A 23,777-nucleotide genomic window follows, 5' to 3' on the forward strand; every position below is an offset into this window, starting at 1 on the left:
GAGTCAATCGGGTTTTCTCCAAAGATAGTTCATTTAATTAAGCTCCCTACTCATTTTCGAGTCGGGAGCTTAATTTTATTATTTATCAAAAAATTATCACTGACCAAACATCTCACGTAGCCAGCCAGGCGCTTCTTCTTCATTCTCCTCTATCGGTTGTTGTACCGATTGCTGGCACAGTCTCTGTGGGTCATCAGTCCAAACTGGCAATACTCTGATACCACCTCCCTCACAGTTGAAACTGCCATCTTCATTGACTGACATATCCGCAATACCTTCCGGTGGACGGTTATTCAGCTCCAGTGGCGTTTCATTTTCCAGATAACGACGATAAATCGTCAGTGCACCCGTCGCTCCGGTTAAGTTGGTTGGGCCATTGTTATCACGTCCAGTCCAAACAATCGTGACTTCTTTGCCATCAATACCTGTAAACCAACTGTCACGCAGATCATTGGTTGTTCCGGTTTTCCCCGCCAGATTGTATTTACCATATTTTCCAATCAAAGAGCGTCCTGTACCTCGTGCTATGACTTGCTGCATACCATATAGCGTCAGATAGGCGGCCTGTGGCGGCACAACTCGCTCTGCCTGTGGATAGCTCTGGTAAAGCACCGTGCCATCTTCAGTAGTGATGGAGCGCAACGCAGAGAGTTTCGCCCGATTGCCACCGCTGGCAATCGTCTGAAATTCTTGTGCCATTTCCATTGGCGTTAGGTTAATCGCGCCCAATAACATAGAAGGGTTCTGTTGGATCTCTTTCGCGGGAATACCCAGTGCAATCAGGGTGCTGGCAATACGATCTAACCCAACATCCAGCCCCAAATTCACTGTCGGGACATTCATCGAACGTGCTAACGCGTCGATCAACATGACACGCCCACTGAAAGTACGGCTAAAATTCTTCGGTTCCCAGGGCTTTCCACCCGCCTGAGGGATAGAGATAGGTTCATCTGCCAGCCAGGTATTCAGGCGATATTTATCCGGCTGGCTCAATGCCGTCAGATAGGTGGCAGGTTTGGCAAGCGAACCAATCAAACGACGGGCATTCAAGGCTCGGTTAAATCCGGCATATTGTGGCTGGGAGCCGCCAACCATAGCACGAACTTCACCGCTGAAACGGTCAACAACGACCATCGCCCCTTCCAAATCATCAATCTTGCGTACTTTTCTCAGGGCAGCAATGCCCTCTTCAACCGATTTTTCCGCCGCATCCTGCGAAACAGGATCGAGGGTCGTAAAGATCTTCACCCCTGACAAATCATTGACTTTATCACCCATCTTTTCCTGCAATTCCTGACGCACCAATTGCATAAAGGCTGGCTGTGGCGTAATCACCCCACTTTTCGGTTTTACGCCTAACGGACGGGCACTGAGTAGATCATACAGCTCCTGATCGATAATTTTTCGGTTTTGGAGGATTTTCAAAACGATATTGCGCCGCTCCAGTGCGGCCTTAGGATTGCGCCACGGGTTATACCACGAGGCTCCCTTGACCATTCCCACCAGCAACGCCTGCTGATCCAAACTCAATTCATCAACCGGACGCCCAAAATAGTACAAACTCGCCAATGGGAAACCACGGATCTGTTCATCACCACTTTGTCCTAAATAAACTTCATTCAAATACAATTCCAGAATGCGATCTTTGCTATAACGTGCGTCCATCAGCAACGCCATGTATGCCTCATTCGCTTTACGGCTCAAAGTACGTTCATTGGAAAGGAACAGGTTTTTCACTAATTGCTGAGTCAGGGTGCTGCCCCCCTGAACCGCACGTCCCGCCATCAAGTTAGCTAAAACCGCACGGGCAATGGAAAACGGCCTGACGCCATCATGTTCATAAAAGTGCCGATCTTCTGTTTCCAGCAAAGTCTGAATCAGCAAATCAGGAAAGCCGGAACGCGGGACAAACAGACGTTGTTCACCATTCGGCGATTGCATCATGGTGATCAATTTCGGATCAAGGCGGAAAAAACCAAACTGGCGTTGGTTTTCCATGTTTTCAATGCCGGCAAGGTGGTTATTATCAAAGGTCAGTCGTGCCTGAATTTGCTCTTCTTTACCATCAGGAAAATCAAACGGACGGCGTAGCATCTCTATGCTATTCCCCCTGACTACAAATTCACCTGCTCGGGTGATTTTTGTCACTTTTCGATATTGCATACCTTCCAGCAGGTGGATCATTTCGTCCTTGCTGTAATTCATGCCAGGTTCAAGATTGACCATCCGTCCGTACACGGCTGCCGGTAAATCCCAGACTTTTCCGTCAATACGCTCACGAATTTTGTTATCCAGATAGAAACCATAAATGACAATGAGTACCGCTAGCACAATAAAGATCTTTAGCAACAACCACAAAAACCAATGCCCGCCTTTTTTAGGTGGGCGGGACTTAGGACTACGGGTGTTCTTCCCTTTTTTAGTCATGACGTCATCCTCATCATCGTCATTAAAATCATCATTTTTATCATAGTCATCCCGCCGATTGCGTTGGTTAGATGTTTGCCCACGACGAAGTTCAGATTTTTTACCCTTGCGTCCGATTGGCTGACGATCATCATCAGACATACCGAATTCTCCAACTGTTTATTAATTAACTGAAACAATTACATCTGTTTTTTCACACGCCTGGTTGGTGCCGTGTTGGCAGGATCATCAGGCCATAAATGTTTGGGGTAACGCCCTTTCATCTCTTTTTGCACCTCACGATAAGTTCCCTGCCAAAACGCGGCGAGGTCTTGCGTGATCTGTAATGGACGATGGGCAGGAGATAACAACTCAATGACAACCGGAACCCGTCCTTTCGCCAATACTGGATTTTGCTGCTCTCCGTACATTTCCTGCATTCTCACTGCCAGTACAGGAGGTTTATCATGGAAATACTGGATAGCGATTCTGCTCCCAGTTGGCACAGTGTAATTAGTAGGCAATTCATTATCCAGTATTTGCCGCTGTTGCCAATCAAGCAATCCTATCAAACAGGAGGACAGTTCAATCTGGCGCAAGCCTTTCAAGTCATCAACCCCCTCCAAGGCAGGAAGCAACCACTGTTCAAGGGTGTTCAACAATGCTTCGTCATCAATTGCAGGCCATTCGACCTCCGGTAACCATTCTGTCGCCCTTTGCAGACGAATACGCAACTGTAACGCTTCCTGTGACCAATTCAATGCCGACAATCCTTCCTGTCTGACCCAATTCAGCAAGGCTTCCTGTAATTCTGATGCCGAAGGCTTTGCCAATGGCTGTGCTTTGACAATTAATCGCCCACATTGCAAACGCTTCCACGCCCGTAACGAACCTTTACTATCATCCCACTCTACAGTTGTATGTTCAGTAAACAGAAGAGGGTGCTGTTTTATGGTCTGCTCAATGTCCAATGGACAAGCAAGTAAAACCCGCGCCTCAGGCTGGCTACTTCCTTGCTGTAACGAGGGAGCCACCAACCAGGCTTCTCCCGCAAGCGGCGCTTCACGTTCCAGTGCCACCCCCAAGCCATTGGCTAACTGAAAACGCCCAAGATTATCGCGGTTTTTGGCAATCCGATCTGGGAAACCCTGTACTAATAGTTCAGGTACAAGATCCAATCTGAGGTTCTTAATATGGCTTGCAAAATTCCTGACAAGTTGATTAGCCCTCTGCTGCCAATGACGCTGATTCGTCGTCATCCAATAGAGAAGATCAGGCTGTCCACGACGCGGAGGTTCTTCCAGAATAGCAACTAATTTCGCTGCTGTTATTAATGCTGCACTGCCTTCTCTTCCTTTACCTTCGCTCTCCTTGGCTGAACACAATATGGCAGCCAACCGCGGCTCACTACCGAATTCTGCCATTTGCCAACCACGGGCAGTCAGTTGCAAGTGATCGTCCAACGCTCCCAGACGCAGCAACAGAGATTCCGCAACGGCCAGTGCGGGTTGGGGTGGATTGTCCAGCCAATGAAGTTGGGTGCTGTCACGGCATCCCCATTGCAATAAAGAGAGCAGTAATCCACTTAGATCTGAATGTAAGATCTCTGGCTCACAGTGCTCTCTGGCTCTTTCTGCCTGATCCTGACTAAATAAGTGCCAACAAACACCGGCCTCTAATCGCCCAGCCCGCCCTGCTCGCTGAACCATAGATGCCTGGCTGATGCGTTGGGTAATCAAACGCGTCAGGCCACTCTTCGGTTCAAATCGGCCAGATCGTTCCAGTCCGCTGTCGACGACTAACCGGATACCTTCAATCGTCAAACTGGTTTCGGCAATATTGGTAGCCAGAACAACTTTACGCATCCCCACTGGCGCTGGCGTTATTGCCTTGCGTTGTTCTGACAACGACAATGCACCATATAATGGACACAACAACGTATCGTCATTGATCTTGCCTGCTAATTGCGACAACACCCGCTGAATTTCACCGACTCCGGGCAGAAACAGCAACAACGATCCCGTCTCCTGCTGCAATAACCGCAATACCGCCGATGCAACTGATTGTTCAAAAGGCTGATGAGAAGGAAGTGGATGATATGACCTTATTACCGGATAACTGCGCCCTTCTGACACAATCACAGGCGCATCGGCTAATAAAGCAGAAAGACGCTGGTTATCCAATGTTGCCGACATCACCAGAATACGCAGGTCATCGCGCAACCCTTCCTGTACATCCAGCAGCAATGCCAGTGCAAGATCGGCCTGTAAGCTACGTTCATGAAATTCATCAAGAATGACGAGAGAGACACCGCTTAATTCAGGGTCTTGTTGCAGCATACGCGTCAGAATTCCTTCGGTCACAACCTCAAGCCGTGTTGCAGCACTGACTTTGCTTTCTGAACGCATCCGGTAGCCTATGGTCATACCAACAGGCTCATTGAGTTGTTCGGCAAGGCGCTCAGCCACACTACGTGCGGCAATACGCCGCGGTTCCAGCATAATAATGCGCCCCGACAACTGTGCCTGATGTAAAATCGCCAATGGCAATCCGGTCGATTTTCCAGCTCCCGTTGGTGCATGTAATAACACTTGCTGCGACGTTTGCAATGCAGTAATAACGGATCCCACGACGTCATAAATGGGTAATACGTCACAAATAGGTAATGACAAAGGATCACCATAATGAATTAACTTTCAATGGATGCCATTGTAGCATTAGCGCTTTTGATTTCATTCGCCCACGGGTTATGAAGGAAAGTTTATGGAATTTTCACCTCCCCTGAAGCCTGCTACCTTAATCCGCCGCTATAAACGCTTTCTGGCCGATGTCCTCACGCCAGAAGGAGAAACACTCACCATACACTGTGCCAATACGGGGGCCATGACAGGATGTGCCACGCCAGGAGATACCGTGTGGTATTCCACATCCGATAATCCTAAACGCAAATATCCCAATAGCTGGGAATTAACACACACCCAAGATGGTCACTGGATTTGTGTCAATACTCTCAGAGCCAATGATCTGGCCTATCAAGCTATTGAAAAAAATACCATTTCAGAATTATCTGGATATGAGCACATGAGTCGTGAAATTCGCTATGGAAAAGAGAAAAGTCGTATAGATTTATTGTTGCAATCAAAACAAAAGGTTAACTGTTATATTGAAATCAAATCAGTCACATTGTTACAGGAAAATTATGGATATTTTCCCGACGCTGTCACAATTCGAGGGCAAAAACATTTACGTGAGCTATCATTGATAGCACAACAAGGCCAGCGGGCTGTTTTGTTATTTGCTGTCTTACATTCTGGGATTAGTCAGGTTGCAGCAGCAAAACATATCGACCCTGATTATGCTTTTCTTTTGGAACAAGCATATCAATCAGGGGTCGAAGTAATCTGTTATAAGGCCAACATGACAGAAAACGGCATGGTTATAAGTGACAAATTATCTTTTGTATCAATGGGATAATTTGTAAACAAATCATACTAACGAGAGGGGTTTTGCAACATATTTAGGCAGTAAACATGCCTGCCTTCACACCATTGCAAAACTAATGGCAGGAACAATTGCCAACCTCGCAGTCATCTGCTATTTATAGCGGCCTATTTTTTTCCCCCTCTTGTCGGGGGGTCGTTTGATAGTGCGTGTGTAAGGAGAAGCATTATGCAAGAAGGGCAAAAACGTAAAACCTCGTCCTTGAGCATTCTCGCCATCGCTGGGGTAGAACCTTACCAAGAAAAGCCAGGCGAAGAATACATGAACGATGCCCAGTTAAAGCATTTCAAGCTGATTCTGGAAGCATGGCGCAACCAACTCAGGGATGAAGTAGACCGTACTGTATCTCATATGCAAGATGAGGCAGCAAACTTCCCGGATCCAGTTGACCGTGCGGCGCAAGAAGAAGAGTTCAGTCTTGAATTACGTAATCGGGATCGTGAGCGTAAGTTGATCAAAAAGATCGAAAAAACGCTGAAAAAGGTCGAAGAAGAGGACTTTGGCTATTGTGAGGCCTGTGGAATTGAAATCGGCATCCGCCGTTTAGAAGCTCGCCCAACAGCCGATTTATGTATTGACTGTAAGACGTTGGCCGAAATTCGTGAAAAACAAATGGCTGGCTAACCAATAGGGTTAAGTACGGCGCTAAACGCGCCGTATGCCCCTATGTTGAATCCACTATGACTCAATCTGAACACTCCTCGTTATATATTGGGCGTTTTGCTCCCTCTCCTTCTGGCGATCTCCATTTTGGTTCTCTGGTAACGGCACTAGGCAGTTATCTGCAAGCCCGTGCTTGCCACGGAAAATGGCTGATGCGGATTGACGATATTGATCCCCCACGGGAAATTCCCGGAGCCGCCAACCGGATATTACAAGCCCTTGAGCATTACGGACTTTATTGGGATGGCGAAGTACTCTATCAATCTCAGCGTCATGACGCTTACCGTGCCATCCTTGATCAATTAAAACAGCAAGGAGATAGCTATTATTGCACCTGCACCCGCCAACGCATCCAACAATTAGGCGGCTTTTATGATAGCCACTGCCAACATTTACATCTGCCAGTTCACAACGCTGCAATTCGTCTAAAACAGCACCAGCCGATTTACGGTTTTTACGATAAATTGCAAGGCCATATCACTGTTCCTACAGAAATGGCCGAGGAAGATTTCATTATTTATCGCAAAGATGGTTTATTTGCCTATAATCTTGTCGTTGTTATTGATGATAACTATCAAGGTGTCACTGAAATTGTCAGAGGAGCTGATTTAATTGAACCCACAGTTCGCCAGCTATCTCTGTATCAGCATTTGAATTTTGCAACACCAAATTATGTGCATTTACCTCTCGTGTTAAATAAAGAGGGAAATAAACTTTCTAAGCAAAATCATGCCCAGCCGATCCCATTGAACGATCCAAGGCCATTGCTTATAGATGCGTTATCATTTTTAAATCAGCCCATTATTGCAGGCTGGCAGGATCTCACAACAGATCAACTGCTACAGCAGGCTATCATCGGTTGGAATATAAACGTGGTTCCGCCAAAAAAACCTAATTAATAGACTAAGTTAAATAAAGTCTTTCTATTGATACTGTAGGCATTCTCAAAAAATGTCCAGTAAGTTATGATTGGCGGCTGTTTTTTGTCTTAATTGATCAGTCACTACCGAGGTGTACCATTTTTAACCGAGTAGCAACTTTCTGCCGTAATCTGCTAATCCGCGATCACAGAGCAAAGCACGACACACCGGCAGTCAGTGAAAGGCCAGTCACCGTATCTGACCATTCTGCTCAAACAGAGAGCAGTCCTTTGCGTAAACATCGCAGAGGGAATTATTCATCTTCATCACATGCCGAAAACGACAAAATGAAGAAAAAATCCGCAAAGGCAGCGCCTTCGGACTCCCCGATCACGGTGATCCCACGCGAACAACACCAAATTTCACGCAAGGACATCAGTGATAATGCCTTGAAGGTTCTGTATCGCCTAAATAAATCAGGTTTTGAAGCCTATCTGGTCGGTGGCGGAGTTCGTGATCTACTGCTGCACAAAAAACCCAAAGATTTTGATATAGCAACCAATGCAACACCTGAACAAGTTCGTCAACTGTTCCGTAACTGTCGCCTTGTCGGACGTCGTTTCCGCCTTGCCCATATCATGTTTGGCCCTGATGTGATTGAAGTTGCCACTTTCCGTGGGCCACATGATCAAATTGGAAATAATGACCGCAACCAGTCACATAAAGCCCAAAGCGGCATGTTATTGCGTGATAATATTTTCGGTTCAATAGAAGAAGATGCGGTTCGTCGCGATTTCACGATCAATAGCCTCTATTATGGCATTGAAGATTTCGCACTGCGGGATTACGCGGGTGGCATGGCCGATCTGAATGCTGGCATTATTCGCCTGATTGGTGATCCAGAAACGCGCTATCGGGAAGATCCCGTGCGTATGCTGCGGGCAGTCCGTTTTGCCAGCAAACTGAATATGACTATCGAGCCAGCTACCGCTGAACCTATCCCGCGCCTTGCCTCTCTGTTGAAAGATATTCCAGCGGCACGTCTGTTCGAAGAATCTCTGAAACTGTTACAGACAGGACAGGGTTATAGGACTTATAAACTGCTGCGCGAATATCAGTTGTTCCAGCCATTGTTTCCGCTTATTCAACCTGGTTTCACCCAACGTGGTGATTCATCAATGGAAAAGCTACTGACACAAGTGCTGAAAAATACCGATTTTCGCTTACAAAGTGACAAAAGGGTTAATCCCGCTTTCTTATTTGCAGCCATGCTATGGTATCCATTGATTGAACATGCGGAAAAACTGACACAAGAAGGCGGATTACAATATTACGACGCTTTTGCGTTAGCCATGAATGATATTCTTGATGAACAGTGCCGTTCCATTGCGATCCCGAAACGCCATACCACAACCATGCGCGATATCTGGTTGCTTCAGCTTCGCTTGTCGCGCCGTCAAGGAAAACGAGCAAATAAATTGATGGAACATCCGAAGTTCCGTGCTGCGTATGATTTACTAGAATTACGCGCCAGCATTGAGCCACGCCATGAACTGAAAGAACTGGTACAGTGGTGGAGTGCATTCCAACAATCGACTGCATCACAACAGCGCGAAATGATATCAGGGCTGGGCAGCGAGCCCATTCGCCGCAGGACACGCCCCCACCGTGGTGGACGCATTCGCCAGAATAGGAATCATGGTTAATATGACGTTAGTCTATATCGCCATTGGCAGCAATCTGGCTGATCCTATGCAGCAAGTCAATAACGCACTTGCTGCCTTGCGCAAGATCCCTGATACCACCTTTGTGGTGCGATCATCTTTTTACCGAACTAAGCCAATGGGGCCACAGGATCAACCTGATTACCTCAATCTTGCTGTCGCATTGGAAACCCAATTATCTCCAGTTCGATTGCTTGATCACACCCAAGCAATCGAACTGGAACAAGGACGCATTCGTAAGGGCGAACGCTGGGGACCTAGAACGCTCGATTTGGATATCATGCTGTTTGGTCATCACATCATCAACACTGACCGCTTGACCGTTCCCCACTACGGGTTAAAACAGCGTGAATTCATGCTCTATCCACTTGCAGAAATCGCACCAGACCTTGTATTTCCCGATGGAGAAACTCTGGCAGAACAATTAAAAAAAGTGCCAGAAAACGGCCTGACGCTTTGGTTATAGCTTGTAATGTAGTAGAAAAGCAACTTGAAAAATAGAGGGTATAACGATTCAGGAGAGAATGATGAAACCAACAACCCTGGCTGATTTAAGTCAGTTAAAAAAAGAAAAGCGTAAATTTGCAACGATCACAGCTTACGATGCCAGTTTTGCCCACCTTTTTGCTGAACAAGGCATTCATGTCATGCTCATTGGTGATTCACTCGGCATGACCATACAGGGGTTCGATTCTACCCTGCCGGTTACGATTGAAGATATCTCTTACCACACCCGAAGTGTTCGCGCTGGCGCCCCTCATACTTTTCTCATCGCAGATATGCCTTTCATGAGCTACGCCACCCCCAAACAAAGTTTTGACAATGCGGCGGCATTAATGCGTTCTGGTGCCAATATGGTCAAAATTGAAGGCGGAGACTGGCTATGTGATACCGTCAACATGCTGACCGAGCGTGCCGTTCCCGTTTGCGGCCATTTAGGTCTGACACCACAATCAGTCAATGTATTCGGTGGCTATAAAGTTCAGGGGCGCGATGAATCCTCAGCCCAAAAATTATTTGACGATGCGATTGCTTTGGAAAAAGCCGGTATGCAACTCCTGGTGTTAGAATGTGTTCCGACTACACTGGCACAACGCATCACTGAAGCGCTGGACATTCCGGTTATCGGCATCGGCGCAGGCAATATGACTGACGGTCAAATTCTGGTTATGCATGATGCCTTGGGTATCACCGCAAAACCACCTAAATTTGCTAAAGACTTCCTCAAAGAAACTGGCAATATAAGGGACGCCATCCGCCTATACATTGAACAAGTAGAAAGCGGTGCTTATCCCGACTTGGCTCATTCATTCAACTGATTATTTTCCAGCATGACGGCTAATTAAAGGAGTACAGCAATGCTGATTATAGAAACGATCCCAATTTTACGCCGAGAAATTCGTCGCTGGCGCCAGGCAGGCAAGCGTATTGCTTTCGTTCCCACAATGGGAAACCTGCATGATGGTCACATGGCGTTAGTTGATACTGCCAAAGCGCAAGCTGACGTCGTTATTGTCAGCATTTTCGTCAATCCGATGCAATTTGACCGAGAAGATGATCTGGTCAATTATCCGCGAACTTTACAGGAAGATTGCGAAAAACTGAGCCGTCGCAACGTCGAATTGGTATTCGCCCCTAATGTTAACGAGATATACCCACACGGCTTAAACGGCAACCAAACTTTTATCGAAGTACCAGAACTCTCTCATATCCTTGAAGGTGCCAGCCGACCAGGACATTTCCGTGGCGTTACTACCATTGTCAGCAAATTGTTTCACCTGATCCAGCCTGATCTGGTTTATTTCGGCGAAAAAGATTTCCAGCAATTACAGATTATCCGCAAGATGATTGCCGATATGGCTTACGATATTACATTAGTTTCCGTGCCGATCGTCCGTGATAAAAATGGATTGGCGCTGAGTTCGCGTAATAATCTTCTGCCCGCTGAAGAGAAAAAAACTGCGCCTTTGCTGCACAAAATTATGCAATCGATGGCAGAAAAGCTGAAAAATGGCGAACGGGATACTGAACGACTCATTGAACAGGCATCTGCACATTTGCGTGAAGAAGGCTTTATGCCGGATGAGTTATTTATCCGTGATGCAGAAAACCTGATGCCATTAACAGCACAAAGTAAAAAAGCCGTGATCCTAATGGCTGCATGGTTAGGTCAAACACGACTGATTGATAATCAACAGGTTGATTTAGCTGACTGATTTTATGGGCTGCATGTATCCCTCACTCCGCCGCAATCAACGGCGGAGTATAAATTTTGGCTATTAGGTTCTTAGCCCTCGCCCTGATTCAATGAGATACCAGGCCAATGCATAGAATCCAACAATAAAGATCCCCAACATACCTAATGTCATCACCAGAGAAACATCCATAATACCGAGAAAACCGTAGCGGAAACCACTGACCATATAGACGATCGGATTAAGCTTTGACACTATCTGCCAAAAAGCAGGCAACAAGGTAAGGGAGTAGAATACGCCGCCTAAATAGGTCAACGGTGTCAGAACAAATGTTGGAATAATACTAATATCATCGAATGTTTTCGCAAAAATAGCATTCAGCAGCCCCGCCAATGAAAAGAGGATCGACGTTGCCAGCAAAGTGATCACCACCATGCCCCATGAATGTATCTGTAATGGTACAAACAATAGGGAAACCGATGTCACCATAATGCCAACGCATACCCCACGGGCTACTCCGCCCCCAACAAATCCAGCAATGATGATATGGGTTGGAACCGGAGCAACCAGCACTTCTTCAATACTGCGCTGAAATTTAGCGCCGAAGAAAGATGAAGAAACGTTAGCGTAAGAGTTGGTGATCACTGACATCATTATCAGCCCTGGCACAATAAACTGCATATAACCAAAGCCACCCATTTCGCCAATACGGGAGCCAACCAGATTGCCGAAGATGACGAAATAAAGGGACATAGTGATCACAGGCGGCAGTAATGTCTGCACCCAAATACGACCAAAACGAGTGACCTCTTTAATCCAAATGGTTTTCAGAGCTACCCAATATAGTTGGAACATCATCTATCTCCTTGATTATTATTGGTTAGTCCGACAAACAGTTCTTCCAGACGATTCGCTTTGTTACGCATGCTGCTGATTTGTATGCCCTGTGTACTTAGCTGGGTGAAAACATCATTTAATCCCTGACCACGTTTTACATCCACTTCCAGTGTTACTGCATCAATTTGACGGTAGTCGTAGCCTTCAACAATAGGCTTCGTCCCTTTCGGTGATAAATCGAGCAAGAATGTTTCACATTCAAGTTGGCTAAGCAGGTTTTTCATGCTTGTATTTTCCACCAGCTCACCATGTTGGATAATGCCGATGTTTCGGCACAACATCTCAGCCTCTTCAAGATAGTGAGTCGTCAGAATGATGGTAGTTCCCTGCGCATTCAATTCTTTCAAAAATTCCCACATAGATCGGCGCAATTCAATATCCACTCCCGCCGTAGGTTCATCAAGAATTAACAATTTTGGCTGGTGCATTAAAGCACGGGCAATCATTAAACGCCGTTTCATCCCACCCGATAAACGAATTGCCCGCTCGTTGCGCTTTCCCCAGAGATCCAATTGAGTAAGGTAGGTTTCCGCTCTCTCCAATGCCACATTGCGCGGAACACCATAATATCCCGCCTGGTTTAATACAATCTGAATCACCGTCTCGAACGGGTTGAAATTAAATTCCTGTGGAACAAGGCCAAGCTGCCGTTTAGCATTGACGAGAGCCGTATCAATATCGTAACCAAAGACCTTGACCTTACCCCCACTCTTATTAACCAAGGAACTAATAATACCTATCGTGGTAGATTTCCCAGCGCCATTTGGCCCCAAAAGCGCGTAGAAATCACCTTCTTCTACACGCAAATCAATTCCCCGCAGCGCTTTCACTCCAGTCTCATAGACTTTCGTGAGCTGCGTCAATTCCAATGCGTAAACCATAAGTAAAAAATACCTTTATTATTTGCTATTCCTGACTGCTGCAAGATAGAAATTATGCCATTATTTTTCCCCTATTTCTTAGCAATGGTAGGGGGAAATAAAAAACATGCTTCAATTAAATATTAAATTCTCAATTAATGTTGTATATGATTCTATCTCAAAAATGTTACCAGGCCATTTGTTATGATGAGAAAAATTGAAGAGCTGTTTGCCAGGAACAAGCAGTGGTCAAAATCCGTAAACGAAGAAAACCCACTTTTTTTCAAAGAATTATCAAAAGCACAAAAACCTCATTTTTTATGGATAGGCTGCTCTGATAGCCGAGTACCTGCCGAAAAACTGATTGATGCAGCCCCAGGCGATCTTTTTGTTCATCGAAACGTCGCTAACCTTGTGATCCATACCGATTTAAACTGTTTATCTGTTGTACAATATGCCGTTGATGTTTTACAGGTTGAACACATTATTATCTGTGGTCACTACGGTTGTGGTGGTATTGAAGCTGCCGTGAATGGGACTGAATTGGGCTTAATCAATAACTGGCTGCTCCATATCCGTGATTTATGGTACAAACACAGTTCCATGCTTGGTGAGTTACCTCCTAATGATAGGCTGAATCGCTTGTGTGAATTGAATGTTATTGAACAAGTTTACAACCTCGGCCATTCAACCATTATGCAATCTGCATGGAAACGTGGGCAGAAAGTGATGATTCATGGTTGGGTATATGGTTTAAAGGATGGTGAATTACATGATCTGGATATTACCGCTGACAGTCGTGAAAAATTGGAACTCAATTACCGTCAGGCGGTTTCCAAGTTATCCCAGGCTAAATAGCAGATCTAAGGACAACTTATTAATTATAAAAACAAATGGCAGCTTTTTTGCTGCCATTTGCTTATATCATATTGATTATTTCTGTTTGTCGCAGAAATTAATCTTCTAACAGAGTGACATGCCCAATATAAGGCAGATGGCGATAATGCTGTGCATAATCAATGCCGTAACCGACGACAAATTTATCTTCAATTGAATAACCAATCCATTCAACTGGCACATCAACTTCACGACGCGATGGTTTATTCAACAAAGTACAAATTGCCAGTGAATTAGGTTCACGCAGTGCGAGAATCTCGCGGATTTTGTTCAGTGTGTTGCCTGAATCGATAATATCTTCGACGATCAACACATCTTTACCACGAATGTCTTCATCCAGATCCTTGAGAATTTTCACATCACGGGTAGAACTCATCTCATTGCCATAGCTGGATGCAGTCATAAAATCCACTTCATGAGGAACCTGAATTTCACGACATAAATCGGCCATAAAGATAAACGATCCTCTCAACAGGCCAATCAACACTAATTCACGATCACTATGACGATAGTGCTCTGTAATCTGTTGTCCCAACTCAGCAATACGTTGCTTAACCTCCTGTTCGGAGATCATCACTTCTACAATATGTTTCTTCATTAATATAACCATTTGTTTTAATAACAAATTCATGTCAGGTTATGTGATAACTTTTTAAAACTGATACACCGATTGATACACAGTTCGCCGCACAAATACGCACACATAAGAAAACATGAGAACAAAATATTTTGCGGAGTATACCAGAAGGTATCGATTGCGGTAAAAGAAGAAGCCAAGCTTAGACTAAGGTGTATTGGTAAAGATTGTCATAAGTGAGTTGATTAGTGGGTACGTTTAATATTCTGGGTTATACAACCACCAGTGCTCCGTGCTGACTGGCAGCCATCTGAGCCAGATTGTTATTGATTTTTTTGGCTTAGTTTCTGCCATCAGAACAAACCTGTTCATTAACATATAACCCAATTTTCTCACTAGCAGAAAAAACGGTAATTTTATTAAAATTAAGCAAATAAAGTTTGGCTAACAAAGATATTAATATGTTAATTTAAGCAAAATGGTAAAAAATCAGTATAATAGAAATTATGCAAAAAATTGCCTTATTCGCGTACATTCTTGTTTTGTTTAGTTTTGCTCAACCAGCAAAAGCGCTGTCTGAGAATGAAGCTGAAGATCTCGCCGATCTGACAGCCGTTTATATCTATCTAAAACATGACTGCGGCTATAGCCAAATCCCAGATTTTCAAATTAAGCGCACAATTATCTATTTTGCCCAACGTAACAAGTGGGATCTCAGTAACTATGATAGCCAGTTAATGCAAAAACTAAATCAATTAGGTTACAACGATTTAAAGGAAATCAACTTATCCCATGAGGTTAAATGCCGCTCTCTAGCAAAGAACTCCCTCAGTCTGCTCTCGTATGTAAAAAATGCCTTTTAATACTTTAAGGTTAATTTCGTGCTTAAACTAAGTGACAACCATGTGAACGATTGGCTACTATGTGCACCTAATACGTGCACTCAATACCGATGAATATCACAATGGGGGAATAACGGAACATGTCACAAAAAGAAATTTGGTATGAAACGTTGCATCCCAATTTCGGTCAGTATTTCGCAGTTGAAAACGTGCTTTATCACGATAAAACAGAGCATCAAGATTTAATTATTTTTGAGAATACAGAACTAGGTCGCATCATGGCACTTGATGGTGTGATCCAAACCACAGAGCGCGATGAGTTTATCTATCATGAAATGATGGCCCACGTACCACTATTTGCCCACGGTCAGGCCAAAAAAGTATTGATCATTGGCGGTGGTGATGGCGGGATGTTGCGTGAAGTTTGTCGTCATCACTATCTCGACAGTATTATCATGGTCGAAATTGATGCGGGTGTAGTCGAATTCTGCCGCCAATATTTGCCAAACCATAACGCAGGAGCCTATAACGATCCCCGTTTCAAGCTGGTGATTGAAGACGGTGTTAAGTTTGTCAAAACCACATCTGAAAAATTTGATGTTATCATTTCTGATTGTACCGACCCTGATGGACCAGGTGAAAGCCTGTTTACTTCTGACTTCTATGCAGGCTGCGCTGATTGCTTAAACGACGGTGGCATTTTTGTTGCCCAAAATGGTGTCTGTTTTCTTCAACAGAATGAAGCCGTCAATAGCCATAAAAAATTGAGCCACTATTTTACTGACAGCAGTTTTTATCAGGCAGCCATTCCAACCTATTATGGCGGGATCATGACGTTTGCATGGGCAACCCAGCATTCTGCCTTGCGTCAAGTGCCTCTGACAACGCTGCAACAACGCTTTGAAGATGCGGCCATAACTTGCCGTTACTACACACCAGCCGTACATGCAGGAAGTTTTGCGCTGCCGCAATACTTGCTGAATGCACTATCTGAAAACCAATAATCCCCCATTAACCGGGAGGTGAACTAAATTGCGTAAACTGAAATTGCACGGCTTTAATAATCTAACAAAAAGCTTGAGTTTCTGTATTTATGACATCTGTTATGCAAAAACGAAAGCCGATCGCGACAGTTATATCGCGTACATTGATGAACAGTATAATGCAACCCGCCTGACTGAAATACTCAGTGAAACCTGTTCAATCATTGGTGCAAATATTCTTAATATTGCTCGCCAAGACTATGACCCCAAAGGAGCGAGCGTTACCATTCTGATTAGTGAAGAACCCATTACTGCCAAGCTGGTGGATAATAAAGAAAACCCAGTCCTATTCCCTGACTCTGTCGTCGCTCACTTGGATAAAAGCCACATCTGTGTACACACCTACCCAGAAAGCCATCCAGATGATGGCATATGTACCTTCAGGGCAGATATTGAAGTATCAACCTGCGGTGTTATTTCTCCTCTTAAGGCTCTGAATTATCTGATTTATCAATTGGAATCTGACATTGTAACAATGGATTATCGCGTTCGTGGTTTTACCAGAGATATTAATGGCATAAAATACTACATTGACCATGAAATTAACTCCATCCAGAATTATGTGACAGAAGAAATTCAATCTCAATACCGTATGATTGACGTGAATATTTTTCAGGAAAATCTCTTCCATACCAAAATGATGCTGAAAGAATTCGATCTGAATGAATATTTGTTCAATACCACAGCGGAAGAACTAAGTGAAACGGAAAAGAGAGAAATCACCCGTTTACTTAAAAAAGAGATACAGGAAATCTATTACGGCCGAAATTTACCCGATCTATAGATAATTGTATTCAACCTGATTTATTTGACTGGCAGAATATCAATCTGCCAGTTATTAATTTAGAATAAAAACTTAATTGATCGACCAATAAAAAATGTTACTCACATTACAAATTCACAATTCCAAGTTGAATAATTAATTTTCATTCTCCATTATCTATTTCCAAATACTTCATGATTTTTTTACCTTAAATAAAACAACGATAAGCGCTTGCTTTATTGATTGGAGTATAAACAAGTAAAATACAAAATTATGGACAGTAAGGAAATTATAATGAAACTAAAATTTTTCTCTTCCTTGATCGTTATGGGATTAACTCTCACGGCCATTACCAGCAATGTTCAAGCAGCAGGACGGCTCATTGTTTATTGCAGTGGCACCAATGCCCTTTGTGAATCAGAAACACGTGCCTTTAGCGAAAAATACAACGTTAAAACCACATTTATCCGCAATGGTTCGGGTAGCATATTAGCCAAAATAGAAGCGGAAAAACGCAACCCACAAGCCGATGTTTGGTATGGCGGCACACTTGATCCCCACTCCCAAGCGGGAGAAATGGATCTCCTGCATCCTTATAAATCTGCCAACTTAGATCAAATCATGCCTCAATTCCGTGATCCGGCAAAACGCAAGGGTAATTACACTTCTGCGGTCTATATGGGAATTCTGGGTTTTGGTGTAAATACAGAACGTTTGAAAGAGAAAAATTTGCCTATACCGACGTGCTGGAAAGATCTGACAAAACCAGAATATAAAAGTGAGATTCAAATTGCAGATCCACAAAGCTCAGGCACATCCTATACTGCACTGGCAACGTTTATCCAACTGTGGGGAGAAAATGAAGCTTTCGATTACCTGAAAAAATTAAACAGTAATATTTCCCAATATACCAAATCTGGTATTGCCCCTGCACGCAATACCGCGCGTGGTGAAACAGCCATCGGGATTGGCTTCCTACATGATTACTCGCTGGAAGTTGAAAATGGCGCGCCCATGCAATTAATTGCTCCCTGCGAAGGTACTGGGTATGAAATTGGTGGTGTTAGCATCATCAAAAACGCTCGTAATATAGATAACGCCAAATTATTTGTCGATTGGGTGCTGTCCAAAGAGGCTCAAGAGCTGAGTTGGAAGAAAGGCCAATCTTACCAGATCCTTACCAACACCACAGCAGAAGCATCTCCTATAACATTAAAACCTGCTGAGTTAAACCTTATCAATTATGACATGGAGAAATATGGCTCCAATGAAGTGCGTAAGGAACTGATCAACAAATGGCTCACTGAAGTCAAAATGAGACAATAAGCGCTCTAATCATCAATAAAATCCATTCAGGCAGCGAGCTATCAAAGCAATATGTGCTCGCGGCCTGATAATACGATTGACATACTCGCGTTATACAGTTTATTGGGGGAATTATGTCTCATACCCTTACCTTGCAGAAAAAGCAAGGTCGGGATTCTGTTTTCTGGTGGATTATTCTGGCATGGCTGTCATTTGCCCTGCTGCCATCATGGAGTCTGGATTACGGCCTTTTTGATTCAACACAGGAAGAAGTTCTGGCAGCTTACGGCTGGCATAGCATTAATATCAGCATTTTGTGGTTTCTGCTGCCATCTGTATTACTATTGCGTTCTCGTATTACCCGCCAACACCACTATTTTGATGCAGGATACGCCTTGCTATGCGTGTTGTTCATTATCACCAGCGCAGCACTGACGGGTCGCGGGCTTGGTTATTCTACGGTTATCCTGTTCATTTCACTAGGTGCAATTATTACCCTCGCACTGACCCGTTTAGAATGGTTGGGAGGTGACAGTTTCGTCATTGGTGCGCTAGTCGCGATCATTGCGTTGATTGGTGTATTTATTCTGTTCCCCAGTATCGCTATTTTTATCCCCATGTTTCGGGAGGAGTCCGGCCATTTCGCGCCATTCGCGTTTATATCAATACTCGGACAATCCCATATCCTGAAAATTATTACCAATTCCGTGTTACTTTCCGTTGCCGTTGGTTTGGGCTGTACATTCTTTGGGTTAGTTTTAGCAATTTATACCACTAGAGTTGCCAAACGTTCAGCCATCATTGGTCGAATATTTTCTATTCTGCCAATTGTCACGCCGCCGTTTGTTGTCGGCTTGGGTGTCACACTCATGATGGGACGCTCTGGTTATATCACAGAATTTCTGTCTACCTGGTTTGGGTTGACCAACACAAACTGGTTATATGGTTTTACCGGGATCTGGATCGCCCAGGTGCTGGCCTTTACGCCAATGGCATTTATGATCCTGGATGGTGCTATCAAGACGATTCATCCCTCTCTGGAAGAAGCTGCTTATACTCTGCGAGCCAATCGCTATCAAACTTTTTTCCATGTTTTTATTCCGTTGCTCAAACCCGCTCTCGCCAATGCCTTTTTGATTGTGATCGTCCAATCGCTGGCTGATTTTAGTAATCCATTGGTTTTGGGAGGCAACTTTGACGTTCTAGCGACCCAGATTTATTTCTATATCACAGGCTCACAACTCGATTATCAAGCCGCCAGTACGTTAGGCGCATCATTGCTGGTCTTCTCACTCTTGGTTTTCTGTATTCAATATCTCTGGATTGGCAAACGCTCTTATGTCACGGTTTCCGGTAAATCTTACCGTGGTGATGTACAACCTTTGCCTGTTTCTCTGGTATGGGGCGTTTGCACTCTGTTGTTTATTTGGGTGGTCTTTAACATCCTGCTGTATGGCAGCATTTTCTATGGCAGTTTCACCGTCAATTGGGGAGTGGATTACTCCCTGACGTTGGATAACTTCATCAAACTGTTTGGTCAGGGAATGAGTGATGGTGCATGGCCTTCGTTATTAGATACATTGCTGTATGCGGGCATTGCTGCCCCCATTACCGCCATTTTCGGGCTATTGATTGCCTATATCGTGGTACGTCAGCAATTCCGCGGCAAGAAAGTCATTGAGTTCACTACCATGCTTTGTTTTGCCGTTCCAGGCACAGTGGCAGGGATATCTTATCTTCTGGCTTTCAATAACGCGCCATTCTATATCACGGGTACAGCTTTCATTATCATCATCTCCATGACGATGCGAAATGTACCTGTTGGCATTCGAGCAGGTATTGCAGGACTTGGGCAAATTGATAAATCGCTGGATGAAGCCTCTCTCAGCCTGCGAGCAGGTTCAATGAGAACAATTTTGCATATTCTGCTACCACTCTTACGCCCCGCTATCTTATCTGCCTTGGTTTACAGCTTTGTTCGCGCTATCACTACAGTCAGTGCCATCGTATTTTTAGTGACACCGGACACTCGTGTCGCCACGGCTTATATCCTGAACCGCGTTGAAGATGGCGAATACGGTTTGGCTATCGCGTATGGCTCTATTCTGATTGTGGTCATGCTAGCGATAATTTTCTTATTTGACTATTTAGTTGGTGAAGCGCGGGTTTCCCGCTCAAAAGCCCAAAATACCCAGTAATCACGGAGTGACGATATGACACAGCAATATTTTGTCGAATTAAAAAATGTGACCAAAAAATTCGGGAATAACACCGTGATCGATTCGCTGAATTTAGCCATTCCACAAGGGCACATGGTGACTTTGCTGGGGCCATCTGGATGCGGTAAAACGACAGTACTAAGGCTGGTGGCAGGGCTGGAAAAACCAACAGAGGGCGATATTTTCATCGATAGTGAAGATGTTACCGACCGTTCTATTCAACAACGGGATATTTGTATGGTATTTCAGTCTTATGCCCTTTTTCCGCATATGTCATTGGGGGAAAATATCGGTTATGGGCTGAAAATGCTGGGACGGCCAAAAGCAGAGATCCGCCAACGTGTTAAGGAAGCATTAGAATTAGTCGATTTGGTTGGTTTTGAAGATCGCTATGTTGACCAAATATCAGGTGGGCAACAACAACGTGTTGCTTTGGCACGCGCGCTTATCCTCAAACCCAAAGTACTGTTATTCGATGAGCCATTGAGTAACCTTGATGCCAACTTACGCCGCAATATGCGTGAGAAAATCCGCGAGTTACAGCAACAATTTAATATCACTTCACTCTATGTAACCCATGATCAAAGTGAAGCCTTTGCCGTTTCTGATACAGTTTTAGTAATGAATAAGGGTAAGATCATGCAGATGGGTTCACCACAAACTTTATATCGCCAACCTACCTCAAAATTTATGGCAAATTTCATGGGAGACGCCAATATTTTTCCTGCCACATTAGGGACGGATTATGTGGAAATTTTCCAATATCGCCTGCCTCGTCCAGCCGATTTTACCACAATGCAGACATCAACCACCGTTGGCGTTCGCCCTGAGGCTATTACCTTAAACTTGCAAGGCAGTGAAAGCCAGCGCTGTAAGGTCAATCATGTCGCCTATATGGGGGCACAATATGAAGTCATCGTTGACTGGCGTGGACAAACGCTACTACTGCAAGTCAATGCCACTCAACGGCAACCAAAAGTTGGTGAGGATTATTATCTGGAGATTCATCCGATTGGGATGTTTGTTTTGGATGAGAAGATACAAGATTAGCGCTAACAATCCGATTGTAAGATAACCCAATTTACCGTGTTTGTTAGACTCTTTTAGAAACAAATTCTACAACACCAGACTCCTGCGGCAATTACCGCAGGAGATTGTTTATCCAATCGAATTCTTCGACAAACCAAAGATATAAATCACCTGTTCTGTCTATCAACTCATCAATAAACCCGGTAAAATCGTCTATGCTTTCTGGGTATACCACACCACAAAAGACCATTAATCTCATTTCTCTAATAAATAGGTTTTACTAATGCATCAGTCTGATGTTGTTGATCGCTCTCTTTTTTCATTAAGTTGGCCGATTTTCATTGATATCTTTCTGCATATGGCGACGTTATTAATCAATACATACATGGTCAGCCATATTTCTTCTTCTTATCTTGCTGCAATGGGAGTGGGTAATCATGTTTTTGATCTTTTTATTACAATTTTTAACTTCATCAGCGTAGGTTGCAGCGTTGTCATCGCACAATATCTGGGATCAGGAAAACGCGATAAGGCCAGTCAGGCGATTCATATTTCCATCGCCTTTAATTTTGTGCTGGGTTTTAGTTGTGCACTGATCACAGTGTTCTTCGGTTATAAAATCCTGCATATCATGAACCTGCCTGAAAATCTGATGGAAGATGGCTTCGCTTATCTGCATGTTCTTGGTATCTGTCTGATACCCGAAGCAATTTCGATTATTCTTGCGGCCTGTATGCGGGTTTATGGCAAGTCGAAATCGGCCATGTATGTCACGTTGATTGCCAACTTGCTTACCATTGTCGGCAATATGATCGTGCTGTATGGGTTCTTTGGATTGCCTCAATATGGACTTGAGGGCGTAGCGTGGTCTACGGTATTTGGCCGCACTGTTGCTGTCATTTTGCTCTGTGGATTACTATTTTGTGGTTTGAAGATCAAGTTCGAGCCTAAATTACTCGTGAACTGGTCTAAGAATATGTTGGGCAAAATCCTGCATATCGGCTTACCCGCCGCGGGTGAAAATTTGGTGTGGATCCTGCAATATATGACTGCACAGGCGTTTATCGGCCTGATGGGTGAAATGTCTCTGGCTGCGCAAACGCTGTACTTCCAGCTATCTCTGTTCATTATGTTGTTTGGTATCTCTATCAGCATTGGCAATGAGATTATGGTTGGTCACCTTGTTGGGGCAAAGCGTTTTGAAGATGCCTATCTTCGGGGGCTGAAGAGCCTGAAAATTGGTGTGATTGTTACAGTAGGCATCGTCTTGGCATTCTGGATTTTCAGAGAACCGCTTCTCTATGTCATGACGGAAGATCAGAAAATTGTTGAACTTCTTCTGCCGTTGTTCCTGCTTTCGGTCTTTTTAGAACCAGGACGCACGTTCAACATTGTGATGGTCAATGCCCTGCGTGCTTCTGGTGATGCCCGTTTTCCACTCTATACCGCGTTAATTTGTATGTGGGGAATATCTATTCCCGTCGGATATTTTCTGGGGATTACCATGGGTATGGGTCTCTTGGGGATCTGGATAGGATTCTTCTGCGACGAGTGGATACGTGGATTAGTGAATGCCTGGCGTTGGAAGTCTAAAAAATGGCAAACCAAGCGATTAGATGTCTAATTAAAAAATAACAGTAAAAATAAGTGTAAAAAATGCCGCAACTCTGCTTGCGGCATTTTAATTTCATAAAACAAATTAGGTCACTTAATTTCAGGCAAAATATAAATCACAATTTTTATTTATAATCTTACTAATTCTAATGAAATAGAATTTAATTTTATCAATGACACTGTTTCATTAATTTCTATTATCCTAAAATGATAGCAAAAGAAAGCTTGCTCATTAGAGACTGATTTTCTTTTATTTCTTATCAGAAAACAGGATTAAACTATGTACCATCCCCTTTAACCAGTAAAAAATTCTAGATTAATCCCCTAAACTGCCGCATAATATTAACAATAAGAAGGACTTAATTCTAACAAGGTGTTTTCA

The 23,777-nt window shown here is 44.0% G+C and carries 20 protein-coding genes; 15 read left to right on the forward strand and 5 right to left on the reverse strand.

The window, feature by feature from the left end:
- Positions 1 to 96 precede the first annotated feature (96 nt).
- Together mrcB and hrpB are read right to left on the reverse strand one after the other, a co-directional pair.
- Entirely contained in the window at positions 97 to 2,568 is a 2,472-nt protein-coding gene (mrcB, locus tag Xedl_RS38985) for a bifunctional glycosyl transferase/transpeptidase (protein ID WP_074022962.1), read from the reverse strand.
- 38 nt (positions 2,569 to 2,606) lie between these two features.
- The gene (gene hrpB, locus Xedl_RS38980; RefSeq protein WP_074022961.1) at positions 2,607 to 5,078 is read right to left on the reverse strand and encodes an ATP-dependent helicase HrpB; all 2,472 of its coding nucleotides are present in this window, start codon (positions 5,076 to 5,078) and stop codon (positions 2,607 to 2,609) included.
- Between the two features lie 91 nt (positions 5,079 to 5,169).
- On the opposite strand from hrpB, the gene sfsA reads away from it, so the two are divergent.
- The 7 genes from sfsA to panC all read left to right on the forward strand — a co-directional run bounded on the left by sfsA (position 5,170) and on the right by panC (position 11,370).
- The gene (sfsA, locus tag Xedl_RS38975; protein WP_074022960.1) at positions 5,170 to 5,880 is read left to right on the forward strand and encodes a DNA/RNA nuclease SfsA; all 711 of its coding nucleotides are present in this window, start codon (positions 5,170 to 5,172) and stop codon (positions 5,878 to 5,880) included.
- 195 nt (positions 5,881 to 6,075) lie between these two features.
- A complete protein-coding gene (gene dksA, locus Xedl_RS38970; RefSeq protein ID WP_074019168.1) occupies positions 6,076 to 6,531 on the forward strand; it encodes an RNA polymerase-binding protein DksA in 456 nt (151 codons plus the stop codon).
- 56 nt (positions 6,532 to 6,587) lie between these two features.
- Positions 6,588 to 7,469: a tRNA glutamyl-Q(34) synthetase GluQRS gene (gene gluQRS, locus Xedl_RS38965; RefSeq protein WP_074022959.1), complete on the forward strand. Its 882-nt coding sequence runs from the start codon at positions 6,588 to 6,590 to the stop codon at positions 7,467 to 7,469.
- A 308-nt stretch (positions 7,470 to 7,777) separates the two neighbouring features.
- The gene (gene pcnB, locus Xedl_RS38960; protein ID WP_208605033.1) at positions 7,778 to 9,136 is read left to right on the forward strand and encodes a polynucleotide adenylyltransferase PcnB; all 1,359 of its coding nucleotides are present in this window, start codon (positions 7,778 to 7,780) and stop codon (positions 9,134 to 9,136) included.
- A gap of 1 nt (position 9,137) precedes the next feature.
- The gene (folK, locus tag Xedl_RS38955) at positions 9,138 to 9,620 is read left to right on the forward strand and encodes a 2-amino-4-hydroxy-6-hydroxymethyldihydropteridine diphosphokinase (protein ID WP_074022957.1); all 483 of its coding nucleotides are present in this window, start codon (positions 9,138 to 9,140) and stop codon (positions 9,618 to 9,620) included.
- 61 nt (positions 9,621 to 9,681) lie between these two features.
- Positions 9,682 to 10,473: a 3-methyl-2-oxobutanoate hydroxymethyltransferase gene (gene panB / locus Xedl_RS38950; protein WP_074022956.1), complete on the forward strand. Its 792-nt coding sequence runs from the start codon at positions 9,682 to 9,684 to the stop codon at positions 10,471 to 10,473.
- 39 nt (positions 10,474 to 10,512) lie between these two features.
- Positions 10,513 to 11,370, forward strand: coding sequence for a pantoate--beta-alanine ligase (gene panC / locus Xedl_RS38945; protein WP_074022955.1), 858 nt, complete (start codon positions 10,513 to 10,515; stop codon positions 11,368 to 11,370).
- A gap of 63 nt (positions 11,371 to 11,433) precedes the next feature.
- Here the strand turns inward: panC and Xedl_RS38940 are convergent, their stop codons facing one another.
- Positions 11,434 to 12,204, reverse strand: coding sequence for an ABC transporter permease (locus Xedl_RS38940; RefSeq protein ID WP_074022954.1), 771 nt, complete (start codon positions 12,202 to 12,204; stop codon positions 11,434 to 11,436).
- Positions 12,204 to 13,127: an ABC transporter ATP-binding protein gene (locus Xedl_RS38935; protein ID WP_074022953.1), complete on the reverse strand. Its 924-nt coding sequence runs from the start codon at positions 13,125 to 13,127 to the stop codon at positions 12,204 to 12,206. Before Xedl_RS38935 ends, Xedl_RS38940 begins: the two co-directional genes overlap by 1 nt.
- Positions 13,128 to 13,310: 183 nt before the next feature.
- On the opposite strand from Xedl_RS38935, the gene can reads away from it, so the two are divergent.
- Complete coding sequence (can, locus tag Xedl_RS38930) at positions 13,311 to 13,964, forward strand: carbonate dehydratase (RefSeq protein ID WP_074022952.1); 654 nt, start codon at positions 13,311 to 13,313, stop codon at positions 13,962 to 13,964.
- Between the two features lie 97 nt (positions 13,965 to 14,061).
- Here can and hpt read toward each other — a convergent pair whose 3' ends face one another.
- The gene (gene hpt / locus Xedl_RS38925; RefSeq protein WP_074023060.1) at positions 14,062 to 14,601 is read right to left on the reverse strand and encodes a hypoxanthine phosphoribosyltransferase; all 540 of its coding nucleotides are present in this window, start codon (positions 14,599 to 14,601) and stop codon (positions 14,062 to 14,064) included.
- A gap of 485 nt (positions 14,602 to 15,086) precedes the next feature.
- Here hpt and Xedl_RS38920 point away from each other — a divergent pair, with 485 nt between their 5' ends.
- The 7 genes from Xedl_RS38920 to Xedl_RS38890 all read left to right on the forward strand — a co-directional run bounded on the left by Xedl_RS38920 (position 15,087) and on the right by Xedl_RS38890 (position 23,405).
- Positions 15,087 to 15,443 carry a YacC family pilotin-like protein gene (locus Xedl_RS38920; protein WP_074022951.1) on the forward strand — a complete coding sequence of 119 codons (357 nt, stop codon included), beginning with the start codon at positions 15,087 to 15,089 and terminating at the stop codon, positions 15,441 to 15,443.
- Between the two features lie 119 nt (positions 15,444 to 15,562).
- The gene (speE, locus tag Xedl_RS38915; RefSeq protein ID WP_074022950.1) at positions 15,563 to 16,426 is read left to right on the forward strand and encodes a polyamine aminopropyltransferase; all 864 of its coding nucleotides are present in this window, start codon (positions 15,563 to 15,565) and stop codon (positions 16,424 to 16,426) included.
- Between the two features lie 28 nt (positions 16,427 to 16,454).
- The gene (gene speD / locus Xedl_RS38910; protein WP_074022949.1) at positions 16,455 to 17,249 is read left to right on the forward strand and encodes an adenosylmethionine decarboxylase; all 795 of its coding nucleotides are present in this window, start codon (positions 16,455 to 16,457) and stop codon (positions 17,247 to 17,249) included.
- A 273-nt stretch (positions 17,250 to 17,522) separates the two neighbouring features.
- Positions 17,523 to 18,554, forward strand: a complete 1,032-nt coding sequence (locus Xedl_RS38905; protein ID WP_074022948.1) for an ABC transporter substrate-binding protein — start codon at positions 17,523 to 17,525, stop codon at positions 18,552 to 18,554.
- Positions 18,555 to 18,667: 113 nt separating this feature from the next.
- Positions 18,668 to 20,731, forward strand: a complete 2,064-nt coding sequence (locus Xedl_RS38900) for an ABC transporter permease (RefSeq protein WP_074022947.1) — start codon at positions 18,668 to 18,670, stop codon at positions 20,729 to 20,731.
- 15 nt (positions 20,732 to 20,746) lie between these two features.
- The gene (gene fbpC, locus Xedl_RS38895; RefSeq protein ID WP_074022946.1) at positions 20,747 to 21,802 is read left to right on the forward strand and encodes a ferric ABC transporter ATP-binding protein; all 1,056 of its coding nucleotides are present in this window, start codon (positions 20,747 to 20,749) and stop codon (positions 21,800 to 21,802) included.
- Positions 21,803 to 22,064: 262 nt separating this feature from the next.
- A complete protein-coding gene (locus Xedl_RS38890; RefSeq protein ID WP_074022945.1) occupies positions 22,065 to 23,405 on the forward strand; it encodes an MATE family efflux transporter in 1,341 nt (446 codons plus the stop codon).
- The last annotated feature ends 372 nt before the right edge of the window (positions 23,406 to 23,777 follow it).

This window comes from Xenorhabdus eapokensis (assembly GCF_001908105.1).

Excerpts from the sequence above, each read along its gene's own strand:
- mrcB (WP_074022962.1), bottom strand. The coding sequence starts at position 2,568 with ATGTCTGATGATGATCGTCAGCCAATCGGACGCAAGGGTAAAAAATCT.
- pcnB (WP_208605033.1), top strand. The coding sequence starts at position 7,778 with ATGAAGAAAAAATCCGCAAAGGCAGCGCCTTCGGACTCCCCGATCACG.
- Xedl_RS38905 (WP_074022948.1), top strand. The coding sequence starts at position 17,523 with ATGAAACTAAAATTTTTCTCTTCCTTGATCGTTATGGGATTAACTCTC.
- Xedl_RS38920 (WP_074022951.1), top strand. The coding sequence starts at position 15,087 with ATGCAAAAAATTGCCTTATTCGCGTACATTCTTGTTTTGTTTAGTTTT.
- panC (WP_074022955.1), top strand. The coding sequence starts at position 10,513 with ATGCTGATTATAGAAACGATCCCAATTTTACGCCGAGAAATTCGTCGC.
- Xedl_RS38940 (WP_074022954.1), bottom strand. The coding sequence starts at position 12,204 with ATGTTCCAACTATATTGGGTAGCTCTGAAAACCATTTGGATTAAAGAG.
- speE (WP_074022950.1), top strand. The coding sequence starts at position 15,563 with ATGTCACAAAAAGAAATTTGGTATGAAACGTTGCATCCCAATTTCGGT.
- Xedl_RS38900 (WP_074022947.1), top strand. The coding sequence starts at position 18,668 with ATGTCTCATACCCTTACCTTGCAGAAAAAGCAAGGTCGGGATTCTGTT.
- fbpC (WP_074022946.1), top strand. The coding sequence starts at position 20,747 with ATGACACAGCAATATTTTGTCGAATTAAAAAATGTGACCAAAAAATTC.
- folK (WP_074022957.1), top strand. The coding sequence starts at position 9,138 with ATGACGTTAGTCTATATCGCCATTGGCAGCAATCTGGCTGATCCTATG.
- panB (WP_074022956.1), top strand. The coding sequence starts at position 9,682 with ATGAAACCAACAACCCTGGCTGATTTAAGTCAGTTAAAAAAAGAAAAG.
- can (WP_074022952.1), top strand. The coding sequence starts at position 13,311 with ATGATGAGAAAAATTGAAGAGCTGTTTGCCAGGAACAAGCAGTGGTCA.
- hpt (WP_074023060.1), bottom strand. The coding sequence starts at position 14,601 with ATGAAGAAACATATTGTAGAAGTGATGATCTCCGAACAGGAGGTTAAG.
- Xedl_RS38890 (WP_074022945.1), top strand. The coding sequence starts at position 22,065 with ATGCATCAGTCTGATGTTGTTGATCGCTCTCTTTTTTCATTAAGTTGG.
- gluQRS (WP_074022959.1), top strand. The coding sequence starts at position 6,588 with ATGACTCAATCTGAACACTCCTCGTTATATATTGGGCGTTTTGCTCCC.
- dksA (WP_074019168.1), top strand. The coding sequence starts at position 6,076 with ATGCAAGAAGGGCAAAAACGTAAAACCTCGTCCTTGAGCATTCTCGCC.
- Xedl_RS38935 (WP_074022953.1), bottom strand. The coding sequence starts at position 13,127 with ATGGTTTACGCATTGGAATTGACGCAGCTCACGAAAGTCTATGAGACT.
- sfsA (WP_074022960.1), top strand. The coding sequence starts at position 5,170 with ATGGAATTTTCACCTCCCCTGAAGCCTGCTACCTTAATCCGCCGCTAT.